The sequence below is a fragment of the Sphingomonas sp. GC_Shp_3 genome (assembly GCF_026540945.1).
Taxonomy (GTDB): domain Bacteria; phylum Pseudomonadota; class Alphaproteobacteria; order Sphingomonadales; family Sphingomonadaceae; genus Sphingomonas.
Genome location: NZ_JALNUT010000002.1, coordinates 449,051 through 474,449, shown reverse-complemented (window position 1 = coordinate 474,449; position 25,399 = coordinate 449,051). Strand labels below are relative to the sequence as shown.

The following is a 25,399-nucleotide window of genomic DNA, read 5'->3' as shown; positions in this document are numbered from 1 at the left end:
AATATGGCCGACATCTCACCCTTCTCGCCCGAAGAACGCGGACTGCACGGCGAGGAGGGCATCGGTCTCAAGCCGGAAGATGTGCCGGTCGGTTTCAAGCGGCTCACCTACGCCTGGTTGATCGTGAAACGCGTGGTGCTGGGTGTTTTGTCGGACGGGTTCATCCATGCCGGCAACCTGGCCTATCTGGCGTTGTTGACGGTGTTCCCGTTCTTCATTCTGGCCGCAGTCATCGCCTCGCTGTTCGGCCAGAGCGCGGAGACGCAGCGCGCGGTCGCCTCGTTCCTGCACGTGCTGCCCGGATCGGTGGCGGATCTGCTGCGTGACCCGATCGCGCATGTTCTGCAGGCACGCAGCGGCAGTTCGCTCGCTTGGCTGGGCGGCCTCGTCGCCCTGTGGAGCGTCGGCAGCTTCGTCGAGACGATCCGCGACATCTTCCGCCGTGCGTATGGCGTCAAATCGAGCAAGCCGTTCTGGCATTACCGGCTGAGCTCGATGGCGGTGATCCTCGTGTCCGTGATCCTCGCGGTGTTCTCGTTTCTGGTGCAGGGTCTGCTCGTCGCTGTGGAGCAGTTCATCTACACGCTGCTGCCGTTCGCGCAGAACATCGCGGGATGGATCGGCCTGTCGCGCCTGATCCCCGGCTTCGTCATGTTCCTGGCGCTGTTCATGCTGTTCGTCGCGGTCACGCCCTCCAAATACCGCTTTGGCGGTAAATCGCCGGAATGGCCCGGCGCGCTGTTCACCACCGCCTGGTGGCTGTCGATCACCGCGCTGCTGCCGATCGTCCTGTCGCGGCTCGCCGATTACGATCTCACCTACGGCAGCCTTGCAGGTGTCATCATCACGCTGTTGTTCTTCTTTCTGGTGGGCCTGGGCATCGTGTTCGGCGCGCACCTCAACGCGGCACTGGCGGAACCGCTGCAACCGGGAGTAGAGACACCGCATACGGATGCGACAACAGGGACGTTATAGGCGTGAACGAATTGATGAAGGGCAAGCGCGGGCTTATCATGGGCCTCGCCAATGATCGCTCGCTTGCGTGGGGGATCGCCAAGAAGTTGAGCGAGGCCGGCGCGGAACTCGCGTTCAGCTACCAGGGTGAGGCGATGGAGAAGCGGGTCCGCCCGCTTGCCGAGCAACTCGGCACCGCACGGCTGTTCGATTGCGACGTAAGCGACATGGCCGCGCTCGACAGAACCTTCGCCGCGCTCGCCGTCGACTGGCCGACGATCGACTTCGTCGTGCACGCGATCGGCTTCTCCGACAAGAACGAGTTGCGTGGCCGCTTCATGGACACCAGCCTCGACAACTTCCTGCTGACGATGAACGTCTCGGTCTACTCGTTCGTCGCCGTCGCGCAGCGTGCCGCAGCCATGATGCCGAATGGCGGTAGCCTGCTGACCTTGAGCTATTACGGCGCCGAAAAGGTCATTCCCCACTATAACGTGATGGGTGTCGCCAAGGCTGCGCTGGAGACCAGCGTGCAGTATCTCGCGGTCGATCTCGGTCGTGACAACATCCGCGTCAACGCGATCTCGGCCGGACCGATCAAGACGCTCGCGGCTTCGGGAATCGGCGATTTCCGCCTGATCCTGAAGTGGAACGAACTGAATTCGCCGTTGAAGCGTAACGTCACGATCGAAGATGTCGGCGGGGCCGGCCTCTATCTTCTCAGCGATCTGGCGAGCGGCGTGACCGGCGAGACGCATCATGTCGACGCTGGCTACCACGTCATCGGCATGAAGGCCGAGGACGCGCCGGATATCGCGCTGGCCTGACGGCGCGCCTCTCGACCTACGGAGGGGTCGGGGCTGACGGGGCGGCTCCGGCGCACCACCCGCTGTGAACCCTCCCCGGGGGCGCATTTGCCATGAGTTTCAACACGTTCGGACGCGTTTTCCGGTTCACCACCTGGGGCGAATCGCACGGTCCCGCCATCGGCGCGGTGGTCGACGGGTGCCCGCCCGGCATTGCGCTGTCCGAAGCCGACATACAGCCGTTCCTCGACAAGCGCCGTCCCGGCACCTCGCGCTTCACCACGCAGCGGCAGGAGCCCGACCAGGTTCGCATCCTGTCCGGGGTGTTCGAGGGGCGAACCACCGGCACGCCGATCAGCCTGATGATCGACAATGTCGACCAACGCTCCAAAGACTATTCCGAGGTCGCGCTCGCCTATCGGCCGGGCCACGCCGATTATGCCTATGACGCGAAATACGGCTTCCGCGATTATCGCGGCGGCGGCCGGTCGTCGGCGCGCGAAACCGCGTCTCGGGTCGCCGCCGGCGCGGTGGCGCGCGCGGTGATCCCGGAGGTGCGGATCCTCGCCTGGGTCGAGGCGATCGGCGGCGACGCTATCGATCACGCCAATTTCGACGCGGCCGAAATTGGCAACAACCCGTTCTTCTGCCCCGACCCGCAAGCCGCTGCGCGCTGGGAGGCGCTGGTCGATGACGCGCGCAAGGCAGGGTCGTCGCTGGGGGCGGTAGTCGCCTGTCGGGCCGAAGGCGTGCCGGCGGGCTGGGGTGCCCCGCTATACGCCAAGCTCGATTCCGAACTGGCCGCCGCCTGCATGAGCATCAACGCGGTAAAGGGCGTCGAGATTGGCGACGGTTTCGCCGCAGCCGCCCTCACGGGTGAGCAGAACGCCGACGCAATGCGCCCCGGACCTGCGGGACCGATCTTCGCGGCAAACCACGCTGGCGGCATCGCCGGCGGCATTGCAACCGGGCAGCCGGTCACCCTGCGCGTTGCCTTCAAGCCGACCAGCTCGATCCTCACGCCAATGCCGACCATCACCCGCGACGGTGACGCTGCCGAGTTGCGCACCAAAGGTCGCCACGATCCCTGCGTCGGCATACGCGGCGTGCCGGTTGTCGAGGCGATGGTGGCGCTGGTGCTGGCCGACCAGAAGCTCCTCCACCGAGCACAATGCGGGTGACTGCCGAAGCGGACGTTGAAGCAATCGATCATCGCCGCTGAACCACATCATTGATCAAGGTCAGTGGTTGTACTTCGCAACTTTACAGCATCGCGGTGTCGGCAACAGACGCGGGAGCTTGCGTGTCAGAACAACGCCTCCGACACGTCTTACTCTCCCAATGCTTGGTAAACGCCAGGCCGTTTTAAATTAGCGATCTGCTGAGATTCTATTGTGGGATACGTGCGTTCTAACCCCCGAGCCTGAACACCATCAGGTGATACTGGAGAGATACAATGCGAAAGAGCATGATGTTCGCCGTTGCGGCACTTGGTCTGTCGACAGCAGCAATTGCACAGACCGGCACGACCACGGGCGGCGCCGGCACCACCGGTGGCCAGACGATGCCAGGCGGAACCGCAGGAACCACCGGGACCTCGGATATGGGCACCACGACCGGCACGCCGGATTCGACGATGTCCACCACGCCGCCGGCATCGACCGACACGATGTCGACGACCGGTACGGCCGGGGACTCGGCATCGACTGCCGGAACCTCGACCACCGACACGTCGACCAAAATGACGACGAAGTCGAAAAAGCGTCGTCATTAATATCGGGAACGCCCGGCGGCTCACGCTGCCGGGCGTCGCCTTTTAATCCGCGAAAGGATCGCGCACCAGGATCGTGTCCTCCCGTTCCGGACTGGTAGACACCAGCGCTACCGGGCAGCGGATCAGTTCTTCGATACGGCGAATGTATTTGATGGCCTGTGCAGGAAGTTCAGCCCAGCTACGGGCCCCAGCCGTCGATTCCTGCCAACCTGGCATCGTCTCGTACACGGGTACAACACGCGCCTGATCGGCAGCGTGTGCAGGAAAATAATCAAGCGTCCCTTCGCCCAGTTTGTAGCCGGTGCAGATCTTCACCTCGTCGAAGCCGTCGAGCACGTCGATCTTGGTAAGCGCAATGCCGGTGATGCCGCCGACCGCCGCCGACTGGCGCAGCAACACCGCATCGAACCAGCCGCAGCGGCGCTTGCGGCCCGTTACCGTACCAAATTCGTGTCCACGCTGTCCGAGCCGCTCGCCGGTCTCGTCTTCGAGTTCGGTCGGAAAGGGGCCGGAGCCAACCCGCGTCGTATAGGCTTTGGCAATGCCCAGCACGAAGCCCACCGCCGCCGGTCCGAGGCCGGAGCCACCCGCCGCCGTGCCCGCGATCGTGTTCGACGACGTGACGAACGGGTACGTGCCGTGATCGACGTCGAGGAGGACGCCCTGTGCGCCCTCGAACAGGATTCGGCGACCACGCTCACGCGCCGCGTTCAGGTCACGCCATGCCGGCCGTGCGAACGGTAGCACAAAGCTTGCAATCTCACGCAGCTCGGCCAGCAACGCCGCACGGTCGATCGGTGCTTCCCCAAAGCCTGCACGCAGCGCGTCGTGATGCGCGGTGAGGCGATCGAGCTGCGGCCCGAGATCGTCGAGATAGGCGAGATCGCACACCCGGATCGCACGCCGGCCGACCTTGTCCTCGTACGCCGGGCCGATGCCGCGCCGTGTCGTACCGATCTTGCCGGCACCGCTCGCGTCTTCACGCAGGCCGTCGAGGTCGCGGTGCAGCGGCAGGATCAGCGCGCAGGTATCGGCGACCATCAGCGTATCGGTGGTGATCGTCACGCCCTGGCCGCGCAGCTTCTCGACCTCGGCCTTGAGCGCCCATGGATCGAGCACCACGCCATTGCCGATCACCGAAGGCGTACCGCGCACGATGCCGGAGGGGAGGAGCGACAGTTTGTAGACCGCTTCGCCGACGACGAGCGTGTGGCCGGCATTATGCCCGCCCTGGAAGCGCACGACCACATCGGCGCGCTCCGCCAGCCAGTCGACGATCTTGCCCTTGCCCTCATCGCCCCACTGGGCGCCGATTACCGCTACGTTCGCCAAAACATCCGTTCCATCTTGTCGCCGGGAAGCGCGATCCCTAATCGGCCAGCCGCGCGCGGTCCACGCCTAATCAGCCCTCAGGCGAGCGGGAACAGCGCCGCCGCGATCCAGCGGCCCTCTCCGCGCAACACCGCCCAGGCGCGGGCGGCAGCGCGGCTGTCCATCGCCTCGATGCCGAAGCCCATCGCCTCGACCGCGCGTGTAAAGGTGACCGGTGGCCGCACCAGCGTCGCGCCGGTGCCGAGCAGGAGAAACTCCGGCTTCGGATCGAGCGCCAACAGCGGCGCGATCGCCTCCGGCGTGAGCGCGTCGAGCGCCGGTGGTTCCCAGCCGTCCGCACGCTCGGGCGTGAGCAGCAACGCGCGGTACACGCCCTCGTCGACCTTGAAGCCGCCGAGCGAGAACGCCGAGACGATCGGCCCGTCGCTCCCCTGGCTCTTGTCCATCCGCATCAGCGTTTCTTCGTCGGCATGCCTTCGCTCGGCACCGTCTTGCCGGTCGGCATGTCACCCTTGGTCGGATCGGGCCGCAGCCCGAGCGAGATCAGCAGCGACGACGACACATAGATCGACGAATACGTACCGACGACGATGCCGAGGATCATCGCGGCGGTGAAGCCGCGCAACACATGTCCACCGAAGATCAGCAGCGCGAGCAGCGCGATCAGGATCGTCAGCGAGGTCATCACGGTACGCGGCAGCGTCTCATTCACCGAGAGATCGACGATCTGCGGCATGTCCATCTTGCGATAGCGGCGCATGTTCTCGCGGATGCGGTCGTCGATCACGATCTTGTCGTTGATCGAGTACCCGATGATGGTCAGCACCGCGGCGACGATGTTGAGGTCGAACTCCAGCTGCGTCAGCGCGAAGAAGCCGAGCGTCATCAGCACGTCGTGAACGATGGCGACGACGGTGGAGACGCCGAACTGCCACTCGAAGCGGAAGATCGCGAACAGGCCGATGCCGAGCACTGCGAGAACGACCGCGAGCGCACCCTTCCAGATCAGTTCGTTCGAGACCTTGCCCGAGACGGCGTCCTGCTTGGAGAAGCGCGCGTCGGGGAACTTGGCAGTGATCGCGGCCTGCACCTGTTTGACGACCGCGTCGGTGGCGCCCTTGTCGGCACTTTTGGGTGGCGGCAGCTTGATCGAGACGGTCTTCTCGTCACCCACATTCTGAAGCCGCACCTCACCGAGGTTGAGCCGATCGACAGTGGTGCGCAGCGTATCAAGATTGGGCGGCGTTGCGAACTTCTCCTCGATCATCAGGCCGCCGACGAAGTCGACGCCAAGATTGAGGCCGCGTGTGACCGTCAGCGCAACCGCCGCGATCGACAACAGCATGGTCAGCGCGAAAGCCCACGTCCGCAAGCTGACGAAGGGCAGGTTGGTGTTATCGGGAACGAGTTTCAGCAGGCGCATTTTACACCGTCACCCCGGCAGGAGCCGGGGTCTTGTTGGGGAGGACGCAGCGGGCGCCACAGGGAGACGGGTTCATATCGTGATATCCGTCGGGCGCGTGCGGCGAATCCAGGTGACCACCAGCATGCGGGTGAAGACCACGGCGGTGAACACCGAGGTGACGATGCCGATCAGCAGCACGATCGCGAAGCCGCGGATCGGGCCTGAGCCCATCAGCAGCATGATGACCGCCGAGATGGCGTGCGTCACGTTTGCCTCGAAGATCGTACGGCTCGCTTCCTTGTAGCCGAGCTCGACCGATTGCAGCACGCTGCGGCCGCGCCGACGCTCCTCGCGGATGCGTTCGTTGATGAGCACGTTGGCATCGACCGCAGTGCCGACCGTCAGCACGAAACCGGCGATGCCCGGCAGCGTCAGCGTGGAGTTCAGCAATGCCAGCACGCCGACGATCACCACCACGTTGATGACGACGGCCAGGTTCGCGTAGGCGCCGAAACGGCCGTAGGTCAGGAACATGAAGATGATGACCGCGAGCACCGCGATCGTGCAGGCGAGAATACCGGCATGGATCGAATCGGCGCCGAGGTCGGGGCCGACGGTGCGTTCCTCGACCACCTTCAACGGGATCGTCAGCTTGCCGGACCGCAGCGCGATGGCAAGCTGGTTCGCGCTGGCGACGGTGAAGCGTCCTTCGATATAGCCGCTACCGCCGAGGATCTCGGTGTTGATCGACGGTGCGGTGATGACCCGGTCGTCGACGATCACCGCGAAGCGCTTGCCGATGTTGGTCTGCGTGATCCGCGCAAACTTCTTGCCGCCTTCGCTGTTGAAGGTGAAGTTGACGATCGGCGAATTGTCCTCTGGCTTGAAGCCCTGCGATGCGGTGACGAGCTGGTCGCCGGTCAGGATCGCCTGCCGCTTGACCATGATGGTGGTGCCGGGCGTACCATCGTCATACGGCAGGATCTGGTCGCCGAGCGGGAGGATGCCCTTTGCGGCCTGCGCCTGATCGGCCGGCGTTTCGTCGACCATCTTGAATTCAAGCTTGGCGGTCTTGCCGAGCAGATCTCTCAGCGCCTGTGGGTTTTGGAGGCCCGGCACCTGCACGACGATCCGGTCGGTGCCCTGGCGCACGATGGTCGGCTCCTTGGTGCCGAGTTCGTCGATACGCTTGCGCACCACTTCGGTGGCATCACCCATCGCCTGGTTGAGCGCCTGGTCGAAGCCGGCCTGCGTCGGCGTCATTACAATCCGCGACGAATCGACGACGCTGAGATCCCAGTCGCGCTGCCCGGTAAGGCCTGCGCCGGCGGTCAGCTTGTTGAGCCGTTCGCGGGCCGCATCGACCTTGCTGACGTCGCGCAGCATGAAGCTGATCTTGCCGGTGTCGCTGGCGATGTCGCCGATGTCGATCGCGGGCGCGCGCGCCATCTCGCTCTGCACCTGATCGCGCATCGCATTCAGGCGCGTCTTGGCGAGATCGGACGTATCCGCCTCCAGCAGCAGGTAACTGCCGCCGGCAAGATCGAGGCCGAGATTGACGTGCGGGTGCGGGATCCAGCCCCACGTATCGGTCTGTTTCTCAGGAAGGAAACTCGGAATCGCCAGCGCCATCAGGCAGGCGAGCAGCCCCAGGATCGAGGCGATCTTCCAGCGCGGGAAATCGAGCATGATATCAGTCGTTCGCGGGCTTGGTGTTGAGGCCGGTCACCTCGGTCAGCGTCGCCTTGACGACGCGGATGCGGACATTGGGGGCAACTTCCAGTTCGACATACTGATCCTCGACCTTGGTCACCTTGCCAAGCACGCCGCCGGCGGTGATCGCCGAATCGCCCTTCTTCACCGCGGCGATCTTGGCCTGTTGGGCCTTCAGCCGCTGCTGCTGCGGGCGCAGCAGCAGGAAATAGCCGACCACCGCGATCGCGATATACGGGAAGAACAGCAGGAACATCGAGGCGATGCCGCCCGACCCGGCGGCGGACGAACTGGCGGAAGCGGCAAAGGCTGGGCTGGCGAACATAACGTCCCGAACTAAAGATTCGCCGGCAAGCGCCGGGCGTGCGGGAGCGGCAACCGCCCCGCTTACAAGCGGCGCGCGCTATCATGGTCGCGAAGGGCGCGCAACAATCGCCTGTGTGGAAGCGCGCAATGCCGTTCGCGCTTGCATCGCGGCGCGGTGCCGCTTATTGGCGCGTCCCTCGGTCGGGGCGTAGCGCAGCCTGGTAGCGCATCACACTGGGGGTGTGGGGGTCGCAGGTTCGAATCCTGTCGCCCCGACCAAGATTTCTACACACCTCTGGTTGTCGAAACGTCGCGGTCGCGGGTCGCGCGCCGTCAGTCGCGGTAAAGCCGTGCCTTGTGGCGCGCTTTGTTTGCGCTGGCCGGGCGTTGCTTATGTGCGCCGCAGCCTTGCTGCGGTATCATCCGCAACGCTGGTGGGCGATGACGGGCTCGAACCGCCGACATTCTCGGTGTAAACGAGACGCTCTACCAACTGAGCTAATCGCCCCCGCGTGCGGAGAAAGCGCGTCTTAGCGGATTCTCCGGGGGCTGCAAGGCCGCTCGAACATCACGGCTGCTGTGGCGCCGGTATAGCGTCGTCGAACACCGACGCGGCCTCGGCCGGCCGTAGTACCGCGCGGCGCAGCGCTTGGGTCAGCGGCTTCTCCACGTAGCGGAAGATCAGATAACCCGCCGTGGTGACGCTGGCGAAAACCATCACCATGAAGGCGAGATATTGCGGCCAGCCATGCAGCGGCAAGTGCGGCATGACGCGGCCGAGCAGCATCAGCACCATGACATGGAACAGATATATCGAGTAGCTCGCATCGCCGATCATCGTTGCGAGCCGTGCCTGCAACCGGGTACCGTGCGCCTCCAGCGCCAGTGCGCCGACCACCACGCCCATGCCGCCCAGCGCGCGGGTGAGGGCGTCGTCCAGCGGTAGCAGGTCGGACGTGAGGATCAGCAGCGCCCCTGCCGGCAACGCCGCACCCATCCGCCGCGCCAGCCGACCGTTCTCATAGGCCCATGCGACGCCGAGCCCGACCCCGAACTCGAGCATGATCGGACGCGTGTAGGTGAACGGCACCGCGTCTTCCGGGTGGGTGATAATCCCGATCGTCACCGCCACGACGATCGCGATCGTGCTGAACCACGCCGGACGGCGCAGCAGCAGGCCGACCGCGAACAGCAGATAGAAGACCATCTCGATGTTGAGCGACCAGCCCGGCACCAGCACGGGATAGACGTGCCAACTCGACAGATCGTAGCGATACGGAACGAACAGCAGCGATTTCACGATCGTCGTTGCGGTGAGATCGGGTTCGCCGAAATGGCTGAACCGCATCAGCACGAGGGCTGCGGTTGCGATCCAGTAGAGCGGCACGACCCGGATCGCGCGCTTCACCAGGAACGTATCGGCACGCTCGCGCCGCGCCGCGACGTACATGATGAAACCGCTGATGACGAAGAAGATATCGACACCGGCAATGCCGAACTTGAGATGCGAGAAGGGCGCGAACAGCCAGTCGGTGGCGGCGTTCGCATGCTGAAACACGACGAGCATCGCGGCGAGCCCGCGTAACTGCTGGATCGAGACAACCTCGAATGTGTCGCCAGCCGGTCGTGACAAGCCCATTTCCCCCAGCGTCATCGCAGCCCCGTCCGATCCCTTAGCGATAAAGCCGGTGACGACCAAGGCGACCTGCCGCTTGATGGCGCGCTAACCCGACTTTTGTAACGGCTACCAAAATCAGCTTGCATCCACGTGCATGCGCACTATCTGCACGTGCAGATATTTCGGAGGCAGCATCTTGGCACGACTCAGCATCGAGGATTGCGCGACGCAGCGTTCGCCAGGGCGGATGCTGCGGCGGCTCGAACAGGACGTGAAGACGCTGCTCGAACGGCGGTTCGCGGCGGAGGACGTGACCGTGACGCAGTGGATCGCGCTGAAGGTGGTGCGGGATGCTGCGGTATCGAACCCGGGCGAGCTGGCGCGGGAGCTGAACATCACCTCCGGTGCCACCACCCGCCTGATCGACACGCTGGAGGAGCGCGGGTTGATGGCGCGCGATCGCAGCGCCGGGGACCGGCGCCTCGTCGGCCTGAAAGTCACCGATGCTGGTGACGCGTTGGTCCAGACGCTCGCGCCGATCGTGGTGGCGGGCTGGAACGAACTGGTCGCCGATTTCAGCGATGCCGAGGTCGAGCAGTTCTCGGCGATGCTGGCGCGGCTGCTGGTGGTGGCGGAGCGGATGCTCGGCAAGGAAAGCGCGGTCTTCGCAGGGGAAGCGATATCATGATGAAGCCGATGATGAGGCGGGGGATCGTTGCCGCCACGGCGCTGTTGCTTGCCGGCTGTGCCAGCGTGCCGCACGATGCGCCGCAGGTCACGCAGCTGAAACCTGCCGCGCTTGGCCTCGCCGGAACGGCGGTGGTGTCGGATCGCTGGTGGGATGCGTTCGGCGATGCGCAACTCGGCCGACTGGTCGATCTCGCGCTGACCGACAATCCCGACCTCGTCGGCGCGATCGCGCGCGTGCGCGCGGCGCAGGCCTCGGTCGAGGTGCAACATGCCGGCCAGTTGCCGCAGCTCAGTGCGGACACGGGCTTGCAGGTCGAGCGGTTCAGCGAAAATTACATCATCCCGCCGCCTTATGGCGGGCACGTCTATTCGGTGCCGTCGCTCCAGGCCAATCTCGCCTGGGATCTCGACCTGTTTGGCCGCCAGCGCACGCTGGTCGCGCAGGCGCGGTCGAGCGAGCGTGCCGCCGAACTCGATGCCGCGGCCGCACGGCTGATGATCTCGACCGCCGTCGCGCAGAGCTATGCCGGCCTCGTCCAGGCCGATCGCCAGATCGAGATCGCCGACCGCTTCGTAACGACGCGCCAGCAGGCGGTCGGCTACGTCCAGTCGCGCATCCGGCACCAGCTTGCCACGCAGTTCGAGGCGCGCACCGCCGAGACGTTGCTGGCCGAGGCGCAGCAGGCCAAGGTGCGCAGCAGCCAGCAACGTGAGCTGGCGATCCACGCGCTCGCCGCGCTGGTCGGGCGGGGCGCGGATTTCTATCCGCAGATCACCACGCCGACGCTGTCGCTTGATCACCCGCCGCAAGTGCCGGCGGTGCTGCCGGCCGATCTGCTTGGCCGGCGGCCCGATCTGCTTGCGGGTCAGGCGCGCATCGACGCGGCGGTGGCGGGGCAGCACGTCGCCGCCACGGATTTCCTGCCCAACGTCAACATCTCCGCGCTGGCGGGGCTCGCCTCGCTCGGGCTCGGCTCGTTCTTTGCGAGCGGGTCGGGACAGGTCGCGGGCGGCGCGGCGCTGCACCTGCCGATCTTCGAGGGCGGCCGGCTGCGCGCGCAATATAGCGGCGCGACCGCCGATCTCGATCGCGCGGTGGCGAGCTACAATTCCAGCGTCGTCGTGGCGGTACGCGATACCGCCGATGCGATCACCAACGTGCGCGCCGCCGATGCCGCGCTGGTGCAGCAGGACAGGATCGTGGGCGGCCTGCGCGAGACCGTGCGGCTCGATGCGGTGCGAACCTCGACGGGACTCGGATCGCGGCTCGACGCGGTCGATTCCGGGTTCCGCCTGCTCGAAGCCGAGCAGCAGCGCATCGACGCGCAGGCCAATGCGATCGGCCAACGGATCAAACTCATCGCCGCGCTCGGCGGGGGCTTCGACGCCCGCACGACGATGGCAGCAAACACCAGGGACGCGGGACTATGACCGAAGACTCCATCCGCATCGACCGTGACCGTGATCTGCGCGCGGAGGCGTATGACGACGCGCCCGTCGCAGCCGCGCCGGCGCCCGCGCCGCCGCCGTCTCCGCCAGCACCACCGCCCGGCAAACCGCGCGCACGGCGCATCGCCTTCATGATCCTCGGCGTGATCCTGCTGATCGCCGCGATCGTCTATGCGATCCACGTGTTCACCGCGCCGCCGACCGAGGACACCGACGACGCCTATGTCGGCGGCAACGTGGTGAGCGTGACCGCGCGCGACGGTGGCACCGTGCTGGCGATCCACGCCGACAATACGCAAGCGGTGAAGCGCGGCCAGCCGCTGATCGATCTCGATCCGGCGACTACCGACGTGTCGCTGCAAGCGGCGGAGGCGGCGCTCGGCCAAGCGGTGCGGGCGGTGCGCTCCGACACGGCGTCCGTCGATGAGGCGGGTGCGGAAATCGCGCAGGCGCGCGCCGATCTTGCCAAGGCGCGCAGCGATCTGGCGCGCCGGCGGGGTGCGGCGGCCGACGGTGCCGTTTCGGGCGAGGAGGTGAGCCACGCCGCCGACGCGGTGACGACCGCCAACGCCGCGCTCAACCTCGCGCTTGCCAAGCGCGCGCAGGCGGCGAGTGCCGTCGCAGGCACCAGCATCTACACCAACCCGCGCGTGCTGTCCGCGATCGCCAACGTGAAACAGGCGGCGATCAACTCCAGCCACATGCACATCGTCGCGCCGATGAATGGCGTGGTGGCGCAGCGTACCGTGCAGCTCGGCCAGCGAATCGCGCCGGGTACGCCGCTGATGGCGGTGGTGCCGCTTGACAGCTTGTGGGTGGACGCGAACTTCCGCGAGACGCAGCTCGAGCAGATTCGCGTCGGCCAGCCGGCGAAGATCACCGCCGACGTCTATGGCGGCAAGCTCGTGTTCCACGGGAAGGTGCTGGGTCTTGGCGCGGGCAGCGGTAGCGCGTTCTCGCTGCTGCCGGCGCAGAACGCGTCGGGCAACTGGATCAAGATCGTGCAGCGCGTGCCGGTCCGCATCGCGCTTGACCCGGCCGAGCTGCGCCAGCACCCCTTGCGCGTCGGATTGTCGGCGAGCGTGACGGTCGACACCGCCGATCAGTCCAAGCCGCTCGTCGCCGCTGCCGCGCCGCCCGCCGGCGGTACGCAAATGAGCCTTGACGGCGGTCCGGCGATCGACGCGCGCATCCGCCAGATCATCAACCAGAACCTGGGCCGCACCCGGTGAGCAGCCAGCCGCAGGCGGCCGCCGGGCCGCCGCCTCTCGCGGGGATCGCGCTTGCGGTGACGGCGGTGGCGCTGGCGCTCGGCACCTTCATGCAGGTGCTCGACGGCACGATCGCCAACGTCTCGCTGCCGACGATCGCGGGCAGCCTCGGCGTCAGTTCGGACAACGGCACCTGGGTCATCACCTCGTTCGCGGTGGCGAACGGGGTGACGGTGCCGCTTACCGGCTGGTTCATGCAGCGCTTCGGCGTGGTGAAGACCTTCACCGTATCGGTCTTCGCCTTCACGGTCGCATCGTTGCTGTGCGGGCTCGCGTGGGATCTGCCGTCGCTGATCTTCTTCCGCATCCTCCAGGGGGGCGTGTCCGGGCCGATGATCCCCGGCAGCCAGGCGTTGCTGATCGCGATCTTCCCGCCCCACAAACGCGGCACCGCGCTCAGCATCTGGTCGATGACGACGCTGGCCGCGCCGGTGTTCGGCCCGGTGCTCGGCGGGTACATCTCCGACAATTATCACTGGAGCTGGATCTTCCTGATCAACGTGCCGATCGGTCTGGCGGCGGGGTTCATCTCCTGGCAGTCGCTCAAGTCGCGCGAGACGCCGACCCGCAAGGTGCGGATCGATACGGTCGGTCTGATGCTGCTCGCCTTCTGGGTGTTCAGCCTCCAGACGATGCTCGATCTCGGCAAGGATCGCGACTGGTTCAACAACACCACCATCGTCGTGCTGACGGTGTGCGCGGTGGTCGGCTTCGTCGCCTGGGTGATTTGGGAGATGACCGACGGCCAGCCCGCCGTCGATCTGTCCTTGTTCAAGCGGCGCAATTTCGCGCTGGGTACGCTGGCGATCTGCCTCGGCTATGCGGTGCTGTTCGCCAACAATCTGCTGCTGCCGCTGTGGCTTCAGGAGCAGATGGGCTACACCGCGACATGGGCGGGGCTGGTCGCCGCGCCGGCCGGGATCATGGCGGTGGTGATGACGCCGATCATCCAGCGGCTCAGGATCGACGTGCGCTGGATCGCGTCCTTCTCGTTCGTCTGCTACGCGGCTTCGTTCTTCATGCGCTCCTGGTATACGCCGGACGCGAGCTTCCTCGTGCTCGCGACGCCGCTTTTCCTGCAAGGCGTGGCGATGGCGGCGTTCTTCGTGCCGCTCATCACCATCCTGCTCGACGGGATCCCGGCGGAGAAGGTACCCTCGGCGTCGGGCATCTCCAACTTCGCGCGCATCACCGCCGGCAGCTTCGCGGCCTCGCTCACCACCACCTTCTGGGATCGGCGCGAGGCGCTTCACCAGACCCGGCTGGCCGAGGCTGGCAGCAACTGGTCGCCGGTCTACCGGCAGACGCTCGACCAGCTTCAGACGCTGGGCGCGAGTCCGGGGCAGGCGGTCGGCGCGGTGATGCGGCAGATCGTCGGGCAGGCGTATCTGCTCGCCTCGCTCGAAATCTTCTGGCTGTGCGGGTGGATCTCGATCGTGCTGATCGGGGTGGTGTGGCTGGCGCGGCGCCCGGCCCCGGCGGATCATGGTCCGGTTGCGGATTAAGGTGGTTTCGCCGGGATCAACCACGCGCGGATAGCGGCGGTTAAGGGATGGTGGTGTTGACCGGCGCGGGAGGGGTCTTGTCCATGTCAGCCATCACAGGGGTATCCGCACCGGAACTGAGCCTGCCGCGTATCCGGCGGACCGCACCGGATACGGCAACGTCCACGTCGACAGCGCTCGCATCGAGCCAGCCGGCCCGCTCGGCACCGGTCCCACTCGCCGCCTTGCCGGATGCGATCCGCGACGACCGCTTCGAGGCTGCATCCAGCGGTGCCAACACGCACGTCGTCCGGCAGGTCGTCCAGCAGATCACCGCCGCGCTGGCTTATGGTGCGCACGTCTCCGTGGTCAGCAATGGCACGGGCCTCCACGCGACGATCGACGTCTCCGGCTAGGCTGCGTTCGCCAGCGCCGCTACGCGTGCTTGCGCCACCGCAACGAACGCGTCGAACAGCCGCTGCATCGCCGGTTTCTTGTAGGGGAAGGTCGCGACGTCATCGAGGTCGTGTACGATCATCGCGACGTCGACCTCGAACACCAGCAGTCGCCCGTCCGGCAGTTCCGCGCAGTCGATGCCGAAATAGTCGAGCCCGATATGACGGTTGAGCGCCGCAAAGGCGTCGGCGTGGCGCGCTGCGAAGTCGGTGTCGAAATTGGCCATCCACGCCGCTTCGATCGCGCGTTTCGCCGGGTTCTCGGCCATGCCTGAACCGAAATAATGCACGATCCAATGGTCGGACAACGCGAGATGGCTGGGATACGGCTTGCCGCCGATCAGCACGATGCGCTGCTTGCCGAACAGCCTGTCGGCGCCGCGATAATCCACGAACGGCGCAAGGAAGAACGCATCGTCCGGATATGACCCGAGGTAGGTGGCAAGCTCGCTGGAATCGTCCGCCCGGTCGAGACCGCCGCCGGCATGCGTTCCGAGCGGACGGATGATGATCGGAAACGACAAGCCGGCAACCGTTGCTTCGAGTGTCACGGTGCCCGCCGCAACGGCGGCCAGTGCGGCGCGACCGACATGGTGCGTGCGCGGCACCAGCAGTGCGGTCTCGTCCGCGAACATCGCGCTTACGCCGTCGCGGGTGAGACTGGCGATCTTGTGAGGGTCGGCATTGAGGACGGGAGTAGGCAGCCCGGGCAGCAACGCCGCCATCCGCACCAGGACCGGTCGATGCGCAGTCGCCTCGCCGATCGCGAGCAGCGCGACGTCATGTTCGGGCAGATCGTCGAGATCGGGGGTTTCGGCATCGACATAGTGCAGCCACAGCACCGCATCCGATCCGTTCAGCAGGCAATCGACCGGCGTGTTCGCCATGAAATCGCCCGGCGTGACGAAGGCGAGCAGGCGGATGCCGCTGCCGTCGCCGTGGACGACGCGGTAGTTGCGGCGGATTTTCAGCGCCTCCGCCATCATCGCCAGCGCCTCGTCGGTGCGAGCATGGGCTTGCAGGATCATCGACAGGTCCATCATCGCCGCCGCATCGCCGGCGTCCGCCGCGACACGAGCGGCGCGGTCGGCCCACAGCGCGGTCATGTCCTGCCGCTCGAACGCCATCGGCAGGATGCGGTGCAGGCCGAGAATGTCGGAGTCGGTCATAGATAGTCCTCAGGCGCGGTCAGCGTGGCCGAAGGCGAGCACACCCTCGATCAGCGCATCGACATCGCGGGTCGTGGTGCGATGGTTGACGAACGCGGCGCGGATGGCGGGAACGCCGTCGAGCAGCGTGATCGAGGGCGCGATGCGCCCGGCGGCGTGGAGCCGCTCGACGATGCGGCGGTTGCGGTCGCCATCCTCCACCCCGCGCCGCGCGAAGCCGAAGCACACGATGTTAAGCGCGACCGGCGCGCGGAGCACGAGATCGGGGTGATCCTCGATCCGTGCCGCCAGCGTCCGCGCAAGCTGGCAATTCGCGTCGATCGCCGCGCCGAGTGCCTTCAGCCCATAGGTCTTCAGCGTGAACCACGTTTTCAGCGCCCGAAATCCGCGCGACAGATCGGGGCCGAGGTCGCACGGCCAGCGCGCGCCCGCGGCCAAGCCGGTTTGTGCGCGGGTGAGATAGCTTGCCTCCGCCGCGAACGTGTCGTGCTGCCACGCGCCGTCGCGCACCAGCAGGAAACCGGCGTCGTAGGGAACATGCCCCCATTTGTGGAAATCGAACGCGATGCTGTCGGCGCGTTCGATGCCGGCGAGCAGCGGCGCGATCGCATCCGACAGCATGCCGAGTGCGCCGAGCGCCCCGTCGACGTGGAAGTGCACCGCCTCGCGCGCGGCGACGTTGGCGAGCGCATGAAGATCGTCGATCGCGCCGATATCGACGCTGCCGGCGGTGCCGATCAGCAGGAACGGCTGGAAACCGGCGGCGCGATCGGCGCGGATCTGGCGGGCGAGTGCGGCCACGTCGATCGCGCCGCGCGCGTCGGTCGCGATCCGCCGCAGCGCGTCACTGCCGAGCCCGGCCATCTCCAGCGCGCGCGGCACGCAGCCGTGTACCGCGTTGGAAGCATAAGCGAGCAGGCGCGGTGCCGCCGCCACGCCGCCGCTGCGGACCGTGCGGCAGGCGCGGGTGCGCGCGATCAGCAACGCGACGAAGTTGGCTTGCGACGTGCCGGTCAGGAACAGGCCGTCCGCGCACGCCGGGAAGCCGAACACCTCGCGCATCCAGGCGACGATCTGGCGTTCGACCGCGATCCCCATATGATCGCGCCCGCCGCAATTGGCGTTGAGCCCGCCCGCCAGCATCTCGGCCAACATGCCCACCGGCGTGCCCGCGCCCTGTACCCAGCCCATGAAGCCGGAATGGAGGTTGCCACTGGAATACGGCAGGATCGTCTCGCGGAAGATCGCATGCGTATCGACGAGATCGGTCGGGCCGAGTGGCAACGGCCCGGCCATCGCCGCGCGGGCGGCGGGTGGCGGAGCTTGCCAGACCGGTTGTGCATCAAGTGTCTGGAGGTGATCGAGCATATCGTCGAGCATGCGGTGCGCCTGCGCGCGCAAGCTCGGCCAGTCGGCAGAATCGAGCGTCGTCGCGCCTGACAGCGCGGGCGGGAAGGTCGCGGGGCGGGGGAGCGTGCGTTCAACGGCCATCAAGGTCTTTCCGATCGGCTCCACCAGGCGCGTGGAGGAGGCGGTGCGTGGTCTCGCGTAGCGTCGCATGGTTAATCCGCTCCTAAACCACGCCCATCCTTCTCATTATAGGACGGCGCACGTGCACCTGGCCGAACCGCATTTGTAACCAAATCGGTAAAAACTCTGTCCTACAGCGTGTCTGTGTCGGTAGCGAGCGGCGCTCACAGCCAGAAGGACTTTGATATGACGAGATATCTCCTTGCCGTGGCCGGTGCGCTCGCGCTTCCGCTGTCCGGTGCGCCAGCTCATGCGCAGACGGCGTCCTCGGTGCAGGCACCTGGCGGCTTTGCGCCGATGCAGGCGCCGTGCGTCCGGCAAAGCGACGGCAGCTGCGTCCCCGTCAGCCCGGTCGCGCCATGGCCGATCACGCAGGGGCCGCTCGCCGCCGCGATCTCGACGCCGCTGGCCGGCACTGTCACCAGCGGCACCGTCACTCCAAGCTCGGGCGCGGCCGGTTTCGCCAACGGTTCGGCGGTGATCGGCCCGCTGACGCCGCAACTCGGCCGCGATGTCGGCCTTAAGCTGTGGACGACCAACAATGCTGCCTATTCCTGCCAGCTGGTCGACAGCATCGACGGCGGCGCAACCAAGCTGCCGCTGACCATCTTCGACGCCGCGACCGGCGGGCCTTACACAGGTCCGGTCAACAGCATCATCACGAACGAGACGATCGCCAACACGCAAGTTTACCTGCTGTGCACCGTCGCATCGGGCACGCTCAATTATGTGGTGGCACAATGATGGCGGTCCGCGTCCCGCTCGTCGCGGCGATCGCTTCGCTGCTCGCCGCCATGCCCGCCCAGGCGCAACAGGACCGCGCCGCGCGCGCGCTCGCGCTGCAGGCGAAGATCGCGGCCGCCACTCGTATGCCACGGCTTTCGGTCATCTCCGGTGCCGAACAATGGTACGGGATCGGTGTCACGCTGCCTGCCGCCGGGCCGTACAACACCGTGCGCGTGCTGCACCGTAACCTCGCGCGGTGCACGGCATCGGGGCTTCGCCTGCTGGCCGGCAATTACGGCTGGGCCACCACCAGCACGGGCGGCACGCCGTCCGCGCCCAAGGAACGGCAGAATCCCGGCACGATCCTGGTGCACAGCGCGATCGAGTTCGCGGGCACCAAGACCGACCAGTCGGCACCGCGCATGCCGGTGCGCTGGGGCGGTCAGGCGGTCGCGACGATGAGCCCGTCGTCGGCGGCACTTGGCTTCCCGAACCTGCTGCTGTCCGATCCGGTGTCGGGCGCGATCGCGCCGGGGGCGACCTTCTACGAACGCTCCTCGGTGACGGTGGCGACCGCCGGGCAGTTGTTCTTCAGCGCGCTGTCGCTGCGTGGCGGCAGCAGCGGCTTCGGCACCGACAGCGGCGAAGGTTCGGCCGCGAACTCCACGGCGGAGCGTGCGTTCGACAATGCCGGTGGCGACGTCACCGTCGCTGCGCCGCAATTCGCCGCCGGCTGGTCCGCGCTGGCGGTGCTGGGCTATTGCTCGGACGGGTCGGTCGCGCCGTCCATCGCGATCGCCGGCGACAGCATCGTCACCAAGGGCGATGATGCCGGGTACGGATATTTCACCGGCGGCTGGGCGCTGCGGTCGTTCGCCGCCTATCCGCATATGCTGCTGGCCCTGCCGGGCGAGCGCGAGGTCGATGCGGTGCAGCCGTGGAACTTCGCGTCGCGGCTGGAAGCGTCGGGATATGCGACGCACGTGCTATGGGCCTATGGTCGCAACGATCTGAGCTACGACCTGGGGACGCTCGGCTACACGCCCGCGCAGGCCCTTGCCGCGATGAAGGCGGTGCGGTTGCAGGCGGCCAGACAGTTCATGATGCCGCGCGGCGCAGCACCCGGGCAGGTATTCGTCGCCGCCACCATCCTGCCGGCGCCGACGTCGAGCGACGGGTTCCTCACCCTGTCGGGTCAGAGCAAGGACGTGTACGAAGCGGGTCGCGTCCTCTTCAACGACTGGCTGCGGGATCCCGGCGCGGGCGGCTTCGTCGCGCAGGCCAACGCGCAGGTGGCGGGCGTCGCCAATGCCGGCACCGCGCGCGTTGCCGACCCGTGCGCCGGACTGGAGGTCAACGCGGCGGGCGTGCCGACGCTCGACGGCGGGTTCTCGCCACCGGCCACGCAGACCTACGCGAGCGGTACCTCCTCGGGCAGCAACCCCGGCAACGCGTTCAACGACACGGCGAAGGCCTGGACGCCCGGCCAGTATCGCGGTGCCGAGCTTCAGATCGTGTCGGGCACCGGCGCCGGGCAATCTCGCGGCATCGGCGGCAACAGCGCGACGCAACTGCTGATCGCGGATGCGTGGACGACCGTGCCCGATGCGACCAGCACCTATCGCATCACCGATGCGCCGGGCTGGAACGGCGTGCATCCGGGCACGCGCGGTGCGATCCTGTCGGCGGGCGGCGTCAATGCGGCCACGCTGATGCAGCCGCTGCCGGTCCGTTGAGCGGGAAGGGGAGATGATGCGCCAGCGCGACCATCTTATCGCCTATCTCGCGACGCTCGCGACACTGACGCTGATCTTCACGATCGCGATCGTGGCGGGCGTCATCAGCGAGCATGTCATCGGCAAGATCGAGGCGTTCGGCCTCGGCACCATCACCGGCGGGCTGATCGGCGTCCTGCGCCTGCCCACCAGCCAGTCCGCCGAAGCCAGCGGCGCCTCGGCACGCAGCAGCGACTGAACTGGCCCCCGCCGGCCGCGGGGGCTTTTCTTAAAGCGTGATCGCCGCCTTCAGGCCAAGCACGCCGACATCGCTCAACGTCTTCACGCCGCCGGGATGGTGGATCAGTTGCACGTTCGGCTGCAACTCCAGCCACGGCACCGGCGTGATGCTGTAATAGAGTTCGGCGGCATATTCGGCGTCGCGCACCGGCGTACCGGGGACCAGCGTGTCCGCCTGCGCCGCGCGCCCGTTGACGTTGGTACGGCCGACCGCGACGCCCAGCACGTCGCCCGACACGCCCGGCAGCAACCCCTTGTAGAACACGCCGAGCGCGACCTGGTTGTCGGTCACGCTGGTGGCGCGGTCGGCCTGTGTCACATTCGCGAACACGCCGAGCCCGGTCAGCGCCTTGCCATCCTTGGACGTGCCGGTGATCTGCTGCTGCATGCTGGCGAACACGCCGTAGCGGCCGGAATGTCGCAGCGGTGCGAGCCCGGTGATGACGATCGGGCGCCGGTCGATGTCGAGCAGCACGTCGTCGCCCTTGGTCGTCGAATACCAGCCGCCGATCTTGTACGCGCCGACATGGCCGCCATCCAACCCACGCGTCCAGCCTGCCTCGACCGGGATCAGCACGCCGTTCGCGCCGCGAAACCGCGCGATGAAGAAGCTGTTCTTCAGGTCGTTCGGGTTTTCGACATAACCGCCGATCTGCACATAGGCGCCATGCCCGACATCGGCATGGAGGATGCCGGCCCACTGCGCGATCGGCCAGTTCGTCCAGTAGTCGCCGACCAGATTGCCCGGCTGCGCGCCGCAGAAGGTCAGGTTCATGAAGTGGCACGAGAACACCGCGAAGTCCGCACCCGGATTGGTGCGGCCGAGCTTCACCTCGACCTGATCGCCGAGCTTCTGCTGGTACCAGAGCTCCGTAACGCGCACGGTCTGGCCGCGACCATAGACCTCCTGCACCTGTTGCAGCGTGTTGAGGCCGGCATCGTCCGACAGGTTGCGCCCGCGCCGCCACGTCACCGTCGCCTGGAATGTGCCGCCATCGATCCCGGCGATCGTGTCGAGATCGAACTTGGCGCCGACGTCGAATTGCCCGGTCTCGGTTACCTTCTCACGTTCACCGCCGGTGACGTTCCACGCGCTTTCCGAGGCATAGCGCGCCGACACCGCGATGCCGCGCTTGCCAAGGTACGTGCGCGTCTTGCGCCAGTCGCCGAACAGCCCCGGCGGCGCCTGATAGCGCGTATCGCCGATCGGTGCGTTGGGTGACGTGTCATAGGGGTGCAGCGCGTGGGTGTAGCGACGCCGCGCGGCCGGTGTGTTGGCGGGTGGCGCGGCGTTGGCGGGTGCCTGCGTGTCGGTTGCGGATGCCGCCTCCGGCGCGGGTGCCGGCGCGCCGATATCGACGGGGGCCGACGGCGCGGCCGGCTTTGCGGTCGGCGGCTTCTGCGTATCGGTCGGCGGCTTCTGCGTGTCGGTCGGGGGCGGGGCGGCGTCGGTGGGCCGTGTCTGCGCGTAGGCGCTTGCGCCGGTGAGCAACCCGGCCGCACCCAGTACGGGGGCGATACGGCGGACCGTCGTCACGATCATGGTCGAAGTACATCCTTGGGCGCGATCGCTGCGATAGGCAGCGCGCAGGTTGCGGGGGCCAGTGCGGTTCTCGCCATAATCGCTTTGTGGCGAAGGTGAAACGAATATGCACCCTCGCAGCGCGCGGTAACCGTTCCTATCTCCGCTCTGGAAACCCCTTCAGAACAAAGCTAGAACCACCGGCATGGCCCTTACCACCATTTCCGTACGCGGCGCGCGTGAGCACAACCTCAAGAACGTTTCGGTCGACATTCCGCGCGATACGCTGACGGTCATTACCGGCCTGTCCGGCTCCGGAAAATCGAGCCTCGCGTTCGACACGATCTATGCCGAGGGGCAGCGCCGCTACGTCGAATCCTTGAGCGCCTATGCGCGTCAGTTCCTCGAAATGATGCAGAAGCCCGATGTCGATCACATCGAGGGCCTGTCCCCCGCCATCTCGATCGAGCAGAAGACCACCTCGCGCAACCCGCGCTCGACGGTGGCGACCGTCACCGAGATCTACGATTACATGCGCCTGCTGTGGGCGCGCGTGGGTATCCCGTACTCGCCCGCCACCGGCCTGCCGATCGCCGCGCAGACGGTGTCGCAGATGGTCGACCGCGTGATGGCGCTGCCCAAAGGGACGCGGCTGTACCTGCTTGCCCCCGTCATCCGTGGTCGCAAGGGCGAATATAAGAAGGAGATGATGGAGTGGCAGAAGGCCGGCTTCACCCGCGTCCGCATCGACGGCGAACTGCATGAGATCGAGGAAGCGCCTGCGCTCGACAAGAAGCTCAAGCATGACATCGAAGTGGTGGTCGATCGCCTCGTCGTGAACGCCGACAGCGCAACCCGCCTCGCCGAGAGTTTCGAGACCGCGCTGAAGCTCGCCGAGGGGCTTGCCTATGTCGATCTCGTCGACGCGACCGTCGCCGGTCTCGCCGGGAACGCGCCGATGCCGGTCAGCGAAGGGCAGGCCGAGGGCGAGACGATCGCCAAGGGCAAGGCTGCGCCGAAGAAGATGAAGGGCACCGGCATCCCGGACAACCGCATCGTCTTCTCCGAGAAGTTCGCCTGCCCGGTCAGCGGCTTCACCATCGCCGAGATCGAACCGCGCCTGTTCAGCTTCAACGCACCGCAGGGCGCCTGCCCGGCCTGCGATGGCCTCGGCGAGAAACTGCTGTTCGACGAAGACCTCGTCGTCCCCAACCACGCGCTGTCGATCAAGAAGGGCGCGGTCGTGCCGTGGGCCAAGTCCAACCCGCCGTCGCCCTATTACATGCAGGTGCTCGGCTCCCTCGCGCGCGAATACGACTTCAACCTCGATACGGCGTGGCAGGAGCTGCCGCCCGAGGTCCAGCGCGTCATCCTCCACGGCACCGAGGGCAAGCCCGTCACGCTCACCTTTATCGACGGGCGCAAGAGCTACGACGTGAAGAAGCCGTTCGAGGGCGTGATCGGCAACCTCAACCGCCGCATGCTCTCCACCGAGAGCGCGTGGATGCGCGAGGAACTGTCCAAGTACCAGAGCAGCGCCCCCTGCGAAGTGTGCGGCGGCGCGCGCCTCAAGCCCGAGGCGCTCGCGGTCAAGATCGGCATGCGCGACATCTCGTCGATCACGCACCTCTCGGTCGTCGACGCGCTGGCCTGGTTCACGGCCATCCCCGAAGACCTCACCGGCCAGCAAAAGGAAATCGCCGAACGCATCCTCAAGGAAATTCTCGAACGGCTCGGCTTCCTCAACAACGTCGGCCTCGATTACCTCAACCTCGATCGCACCTCGGGCACGCTGTCGGGCGGCGAGAGCCAGCGCATCCGCTTGGCGTCGCAGATCGGCTCCGGCCTGTCGGGCGTGCTCTACGTGCTCGACGAACCCTCGATCGGGCTGCACCAGCGCGACAACGACATGCTGCTCGCCACGCTCCGCCGTCTGCGCGATCTCGGCAACACGGTGCTGGTGGTCGAACATGACGAGGATGCGATCCGCACCGCCGATTACGTGATCGACATGGGGCCGGGTGCGGGCGTCCACGGCGGCGCGGTGATCGCGCAAGGCACGTTCGAGGAGGTGCTCGCCACCGAAGGCAGCATCACCGCCGATTACCTCTCCGGCCGCCGCAAGGTGCCGGTGCCGGACAAGCGCCGCAAGGGCAACGGCAAGAAGCTCACCGTCCACAATGCCACCGCCAACAATTTGCGCGGCGTGACGGCGAGCATCCCCTTGGGCACCTTCACCTGCATCACCGGCGTGTCCGGCTCGGGCAAGTCGAGCTTCACCATCGACACGCTCTATGCCGCCGCCGCGCGGTCGCTCAACGGCGCGCGCATCGTGCAGGGCAAGCACGACAAGATCAGCGGCCTGCAATATCTCGACAAGGTGATCGACATCGATCAGTCGCCGATCGGCCGCACCCCGCGCTCGAACCCGGCCACCTATACCGGCGCCTTCACCCAGATCCGCGACTGGTTCGCCGGGCTGCCCGAGGCGCAGGCGCGCGGCTACAAGGCCGGGCGGTTCTCGTTCAACGTCAAGGGCGGCCGCTGCGAGGCGTGCCAGGGCGACGGCCTGCTCAAGATCGAGATGCACTTCCTCCCCGACGTCTACGTGACGTGCGACGTCTGCCACGGCCAGCGCTACAACCGCGAAACGCTCGAGGTGAAGTTCAAGGGGCTGAGTATCGCCGACGTGCTCGACATGACGGTCGAGGATGCGGTCGAGTTCTTCAAGGCGGTGCCGCCGATCCGCGACAAGATGGCAATGCTGGCGGAAGTGGGCCTCGGCTACGTCAAGGTCGGCCAGCAGGCGACCACGCTATCGGGCGGCGAAGCGCAGCGCGTGAAGCTCGCCAAGGAACTGTCCCGCCGCGCCACCGGCCAGACGCTCTACATCCTCGACGAGCCGACCACCGGGTTGCACTTCGAGGACGTCCGCAAACTGCTCGAAGTGCTCCACGCGCTGGTCGAGCAGGGCAACACCGTGGTGGTGATCGAACACAATCTCGACGTCATCAAGACCGCGGACTGGGTAATCGACCTCGGCCCGGAAGGCGGCGTGAAGGGCGGCGAGATCGTCGCGGAAGGCGTGCCGGAGAAGGTCGCGAAGGTGGCGGCGAGCTTTACCGGGCGGTATTTGGCGCCGTTGTTGGGGTGAGGGCCGATTGGATCTGCTTTTTTAGC

General features: G+C 66.5%; 22 protein-coding genes and 2 tRNA genes. 14 read left to right on the top strand and 10 right to left on the bottom strand.

Annotated features, from left to right (window positions below; translation table 11 throughout):
• Positions 1–3: 3 nt before the first annotated feature.
• The 4 genes from OXR00_RS07935 (at position 4) to OXR00_RS07920 (ending at position 3,534) form a co-directional block, all read left to right on the top strand.
• Positions 4–975, top strand: coding sequence for a YihY/virulence factor BrkB family protein (locus OXR00_RS07935; RefSeq protein ID WP_242147579.1), 972 nt, complete (start codon positions 4–6; stop codon positions 973–975).
• A 2-nt stretch (positions 976–977) separates the two neighbouring features.
• Positions 978–1,781 (top strand): enoyl-ACP reductase FabI, encoded by an 804-nt coding sequence (gene fabI / locus OXR00_RS07930; protein WP_313931910.1) that lies wholly within the window; start codon positions 978–980, stop codon positions 1,779–1,781.
• 92 nt (positions 1,782–1,873) lie between these two features.
• A complete protein-coding gene (gene aroC, locus OXR00_RS07925) occupies positions 1,874–2,941 on the top strand; it encodes a chorismate synthase (RefSeq protein ID WP_267387664.1) in 1,068 nt (355 codons plus the stop codon).
• 287 nt (positions 2,942–3,228) lie between these two features.
• The gene (locus OXR00_RS07920; RefSeq protein ID WP_267387663.1) at positions 3,229–3,534 is read left to right on the top strand and encodes a hypothetical protein; all 306 of its coding nucleotides are present in this window, start codon (positions 3,229–3,231) and stop codon (positions 3,532–3,534) included.
• A gap of 42 nt (positions 3,535–3,576) precedes the next feature.
• Here OXR00_RS07920 and OXR00_RS07915 read toward each other — a convergent pair whose 3' ends face one another.
• The 5 genes from OXR00_RS07915 to yajC all read right to left on the bottom strand — a co-directional run bounded on the left by OXR00_RS07915 (position 3,577) and on the right by yajC (position 8,309).
• Positions 3,577–4,866, bottom strand: a complete 1,290-nt coding sequence (locus OXR00_RS07915) for an adenylosuccinate synthase (protein WP_267387662.1) — start codon at positions 4,864–4,866, stop codon at positions 3,577–3,579.
• Between the two features lie 77 nt (positions 4,867–4,943).
• Positions 4,944–5,318 (bottom strand): MTH938/NDUFAF3 family protein, encoded by a 375-nt coding sequence (locus OXR00_RS07910; RefSeq protein WP_242147571.1) that lies wholly within the window; start codon positions 5,316–5,318, stop codon positions 4,944–4,946.
• Positions 5,318–6,289, bottom strand: coding sequence for a protein translocase subunit SecF (gene secF / locus OXR00_RS07905; RefSeq protein WP_267387658.1), 972 nt, complete (start codon positions 6,287–6,289; stop codon positions 5,318–5,320). Before secF ends, OXR00_RS07910 begins: the two co-directional genes overlap by 1 nt.
• A 72-nt stretch (positions 6,290–6,361) precedes the next feature.
• Positions 6,362–7,960: a protein translocase subunit SecD gene (gene secD, locus OXR00_RS07900; RefSeq protein WP_267387655.1), complete on the bottom strand. Its 1,599-nt coding sequence runs from the start codon at positions 7,958–7,960 to the stop codon at positions 6,362–6,364.
• Between the two features lie 4 nt (positions 7,961–7,964).
• Complete coding sequence (yajC, locus tag OXR00_RS07895) at positions 7,965–8,309, bottom strand: preprotein translocase subunit YajC (protein WP_267387652.1); 345 nt, start codon at positions 8,307–8,309, stop codon at positions 7,965–7,967.
• Positions 8,310–8,492: 183 nt separating this feature from the next.
• On the opposite strand from yajC, the gene OXR00_RS07890 reads away from it, so the two are divergent.
• Positions 8,493–8,569, top strand: a tRNA-Pro gene (locus OXR00_RS07890).
• A 153-nt stretch (positions 8,570–8,722) separates the two neighbouring features.
• Here the strand turns inward: OXR00_RS07890 and OXR00_RS07885 are convergent.
• Both OXR00_RS07885 and OXR00_RS07880 read right to left on the bottom strand, forming a co-directional pair.
• Positions 8,723–8,798 (bottom strand) — tRNA-Val (locus OXR00_RS07885).
• Between the two features lie 60 nt (positions 8,799–8,858).
• The gene (locus OXR00_RS07880) at positions 8,859–9,944 is read right to left on the bottom strand and encodes an acyltransferase (protein ID WP_267387649.1); all 1,086 of its coding nucleotides are present in this window, start codon (positions 9,942–9,944) and stop codon (positions 8,859–8,861) included.
• Between the two features lie 160 nt (positions 9,945–10,104).
• Between OXR00_RS07880 and OXR00_RS07875 the strand changes: the two genes are divergently transcribed.
• The 5 genes from OXR00_RS07875 to OXR00_RS07855 all read left to right on the top strand — a co-directional run bounded on the left by OXR00_RS07875 (position 10,105) and on the right by OXR00_RS07855 (position 15,218).
• Positions 10,105–10,596, top strand: a complete 492-nt coding sequence (locus OXR00_RS07875) for a MarR family transcriptional regulator (protein ID WP_267387646.1) — start codon at positions 10,105–10,107, stop codon at positions 10,594–10,596.
• A complete protein-coding gene (locus tag OXR00_RS07870) occupies positions 10,593–12,029 on the top strand; it encodes an efflux transporter outer membrane subunit (protein WP_267387643.1) in 1,437 nt (478 codons plus the stop codon). The genes OXR00_RS07875 and OXR00_RS07870 overlap by 4 nt, the downstream gene beginning before the upstream one ends.
• Positions 12,030–12,178: 149 nt before the next feature.
• Entirely contained in the window at positions 12,179–13,279 is a 1,101-nt protein-coding gene (locus OXR00_RS07865) for an efflux RND transporter periplasmic adaptor subunit (RefSeq protein WP_267387913.1), read from the top strand.
• On the top strand, positions 13,276–14,823 hold the full coding sequence (locus OXR00_RS07860; protein WP_346731989.1) for a DHA2 family efflux MFS transporter permease subunit: 1,548 nt from the start codon (positions 13,276–13,278) through the stop codon (positions 14,821–14,823). The genes OXR00_RS07865 and OXR00_RS07860 overlap by 4 nt, the downstream gene beginning before the upstream one ends.
• Before the next feature lie 83 nt (positions 14,824–14,906).
• Positions 14,907–15,218 carry a hypothetical protein gene (locus OXR00_RS07855; RefSeq protein WP_267387640.1) on the top strand — a complete coding sequence of 104 codons (312 nt, stop codon included), beginning with the start codon at positions 14,907–14,909 and terminating at the stop codon, positions 15,216–15,218.
• Here OXR00_RS07855 and OXR00_RS07850 read toward each other — a convergent pair.
• Together OXR00_RS07850 and OXR00_RS07845 are read right to left on the bottom strand one after the other, a co-directional pair.
• Entirely contained in the window at positions 15,215–16,426 is a 1,212-nt protein-coding gene (locus OXR00_RS07850) for a tetratricopeptide repeat-containing protein (RefSeq protein ID WP_267387637.1), read from the bottom strand. The genes OXR00_RS07855 and OXR00_RS07850 overlap by 4 nt on opposite strands.
• Before the next feature lie 9 nt (positions 16,427–16,435).
• A complete protein-coding gene (locus OXR00_RS07845; protein ID WP_267387634.1) occupies positions 16,436–17,917 on the bottom strand; it encodes a pyridoxal-dependent decarboxylase in 1,482 nt (493 codons plus the stop codon).
• Between the two features lie 225 nt (positions 17,918–18,142).
• On the opposite strand from OXR00_RS07845, the gene OXR00_RS07840 reads away from it, so the two are divergent.
• Genes OXR00_RS07840 through OXR00_RS07830 form a run of 3 tightly spaced genes read left to right on the top strand, consistent with a single transcriptional unit; the run spans position 18,143 to position 20,656 of the window.
• Positions 18,143–18,700 carry a hypothetical protein gene (locus OXR00_RS07840; RefSeq protein ID WP_267387631.1) on the top strand — a complete coding sequence of 186 codons (558 nt, stop codon included), beginning with the start codon at positions 18,143–18,145 and terminating at the stop codon, positions 18,698–18,700.
• Positions 18,700–20,418, top strand: a complete 1,719-nt coding sequence (locus tag OXR00_RS07835; RefSeq protein WP_267387630.1) for a hypothetical protein — start codon at positions 18,700–18,702, stop codon at positions 20,416–20,418. The genes OXR00_RS07840 and OXR00_RS07835 overlap by 1 nt, the downstream gene beginning before the upstream one ends.
• 13 nt (positions 20,419–20,431) lie before the next feature.
• Positions 20,432–20,656: a hypothetical protein gene (locus OXR00_RS07830; RefSeq protein WP_267387628.1), complete on the top strand. Its 225-nt coding sequence runs from the start codon at positions 20,432–20,434 to the stop codon at positions 20,654–20,656.
• Between the two features lie 30 nt (positions 20,657–20,686).
• On the opposite strand, the gene OXR00_RS07825 is transcribed toward OXR00_RS07830, so the two are convergent.
• On the bottom strand, positions 20,687–22,240 hold the full coding sequence (locus OXR00_RS07825; RefSeq protein WP_267387626.1) for a carbohydrate porin: 1,554 nt from the start codon (positions 22,238–22,240) through the stop codon (positions 20,687–20,689).
• A 184-nt stretch (positions 22,241–22,424) separates the two neighbouring features.
• On the opposite strand from OXR00_RS07825, the gene uvrA reads away from it, so the two are divergent.
• A complete protein-coding gene (gene uvrA, locus OXR00_RS07820; protein WP_267387625.1) occupies positions 22,425–25,373 on the top strand; it encodes an excinuclease ABC subunit UvrA in 2,949 nt (982 codons plus the stop codon).
• The last annotated feature ends 26 nt before the right edge of the window (positions 25,374–25,399 follow it).

Coding starts and splice junctions, on each gene's coding strand:
- OXR00_RS07935 (WP_242147579.1), top strand. CDS start 4: ATGGCCGACATCTCACCCTTCTCGCCCGAAGAACGCGGACTGCACGGC.
- aroC (WP_267387664.1), top strand. CDS start 1,874: ATGAGTTTCAACACGTTCGGACGCGTTTTCCGGTTCACCACCTGGGGC.
- OXR00_RS07920 (WP_267387663.1), top strand. CDS start 3,229: ATGATGTTCGCCGTTGCGGCACTTGGTCTGTCGACAGCAGCAATTGCA.
- OXR00_RS07910 (WP_242147571.1), bottom strand. CDS start 5,318: ATGCGGATGGACAAGAGCCAGGGGAGCGACGGGCCGATCGTCTCGGCG.
- secF (WP_267387658.1), bottom strand. CDS start 6,289: ATGCGCCTGCTGAAACTCGTTCCCGATAACACCAACCTGCCCTTCGTC.
- secD (WP_267387655.1), bottom strand. CDS start 7,960: ATGCTCGATTTCCCGCGCTGGAAGATCGCCTCGATCCTGGGGCTGCTC.
- yajC (WP_267387652.1), bottom strand. CDS start 8,309: ATGTTCGCCAGCCCAGCCTTTGCCGCTTCCGCCAGTTCGTCCGCCGCC.
- OXR00_RS07880 (WP_267387649.1), bottom strand. CDS start 9,944: ATGACGCTGGGGGAAATGGGCTTGTCACGACCGGCTGGCGACACATTC.
- OXR00_RS07870 (WP_267387643.1), top strand. CDS start 10,593: ATGATGAAGCCGATGATGAGGCGGGGGATCGTTGCCGCCACGGCGCTG.
- OXR00_RS07865 (WP_267387913.1), top strand. CDS start 12,179: ATGATCCTCGGCGTGATCCTGCTGATCGCCGCGATCGTCTATGCGATC.
- OXR00_RS07855 (WP_267387640.1), top strand. CDS start 14,907: ATGTCAGCCATCACAGGGGTATCCGCACCGGAACTGAGCCTGCCGCGT.
- OXR00_RS07850 (WP_267387637.1), bottom strand. CDS start 16,426: ATGACCGACTCCGACATTCTCGGCCTGCACCGCATCCTGCCGATGGCG.
- OXR00_RS07845 (WP_267387634.1), bottom strand. CDS start 17,917: ATGGCCGTTGAACGCACGCTCCCCCGCCCCGCGACCTTCCCGCCCGCG.
- OXR00_RS07840 (WP_267387631.1), top strand. CDS start 18,143: ATGACGAGATATCTCCTTGCCGTGGCCGGTGCGCTCGCGCTTCCGCTG.
- OXR00_RS07835 (WP_267387630.1), top strand. CDS start 18,700: ATGGCGGTCCGCGTCCCGCTCGTCGCGGCGATCGCTTCGCTGCTCGCC.
- OXR00_RS07830 (WP_267387628.1), top strand. CDS start 20,432: ATGATGCGCCAGCGCGACCATCTTATCGCCTATCTCGCGACGCTCGCG.
- OXR00_RS07825 (WP_267387626.1), bottom strand. CDS start 22,240: ATGATCGTGACGACGGTCCGCCGTATCGCCCCCGTACTGGGTGCGGCC.
- uvrA (WP_267387625.1), top strand. CDS start 22,425: ATGGCCCTTACCACCATTTCCGTACGCGGCGCGCGTGAGCACAACCTC.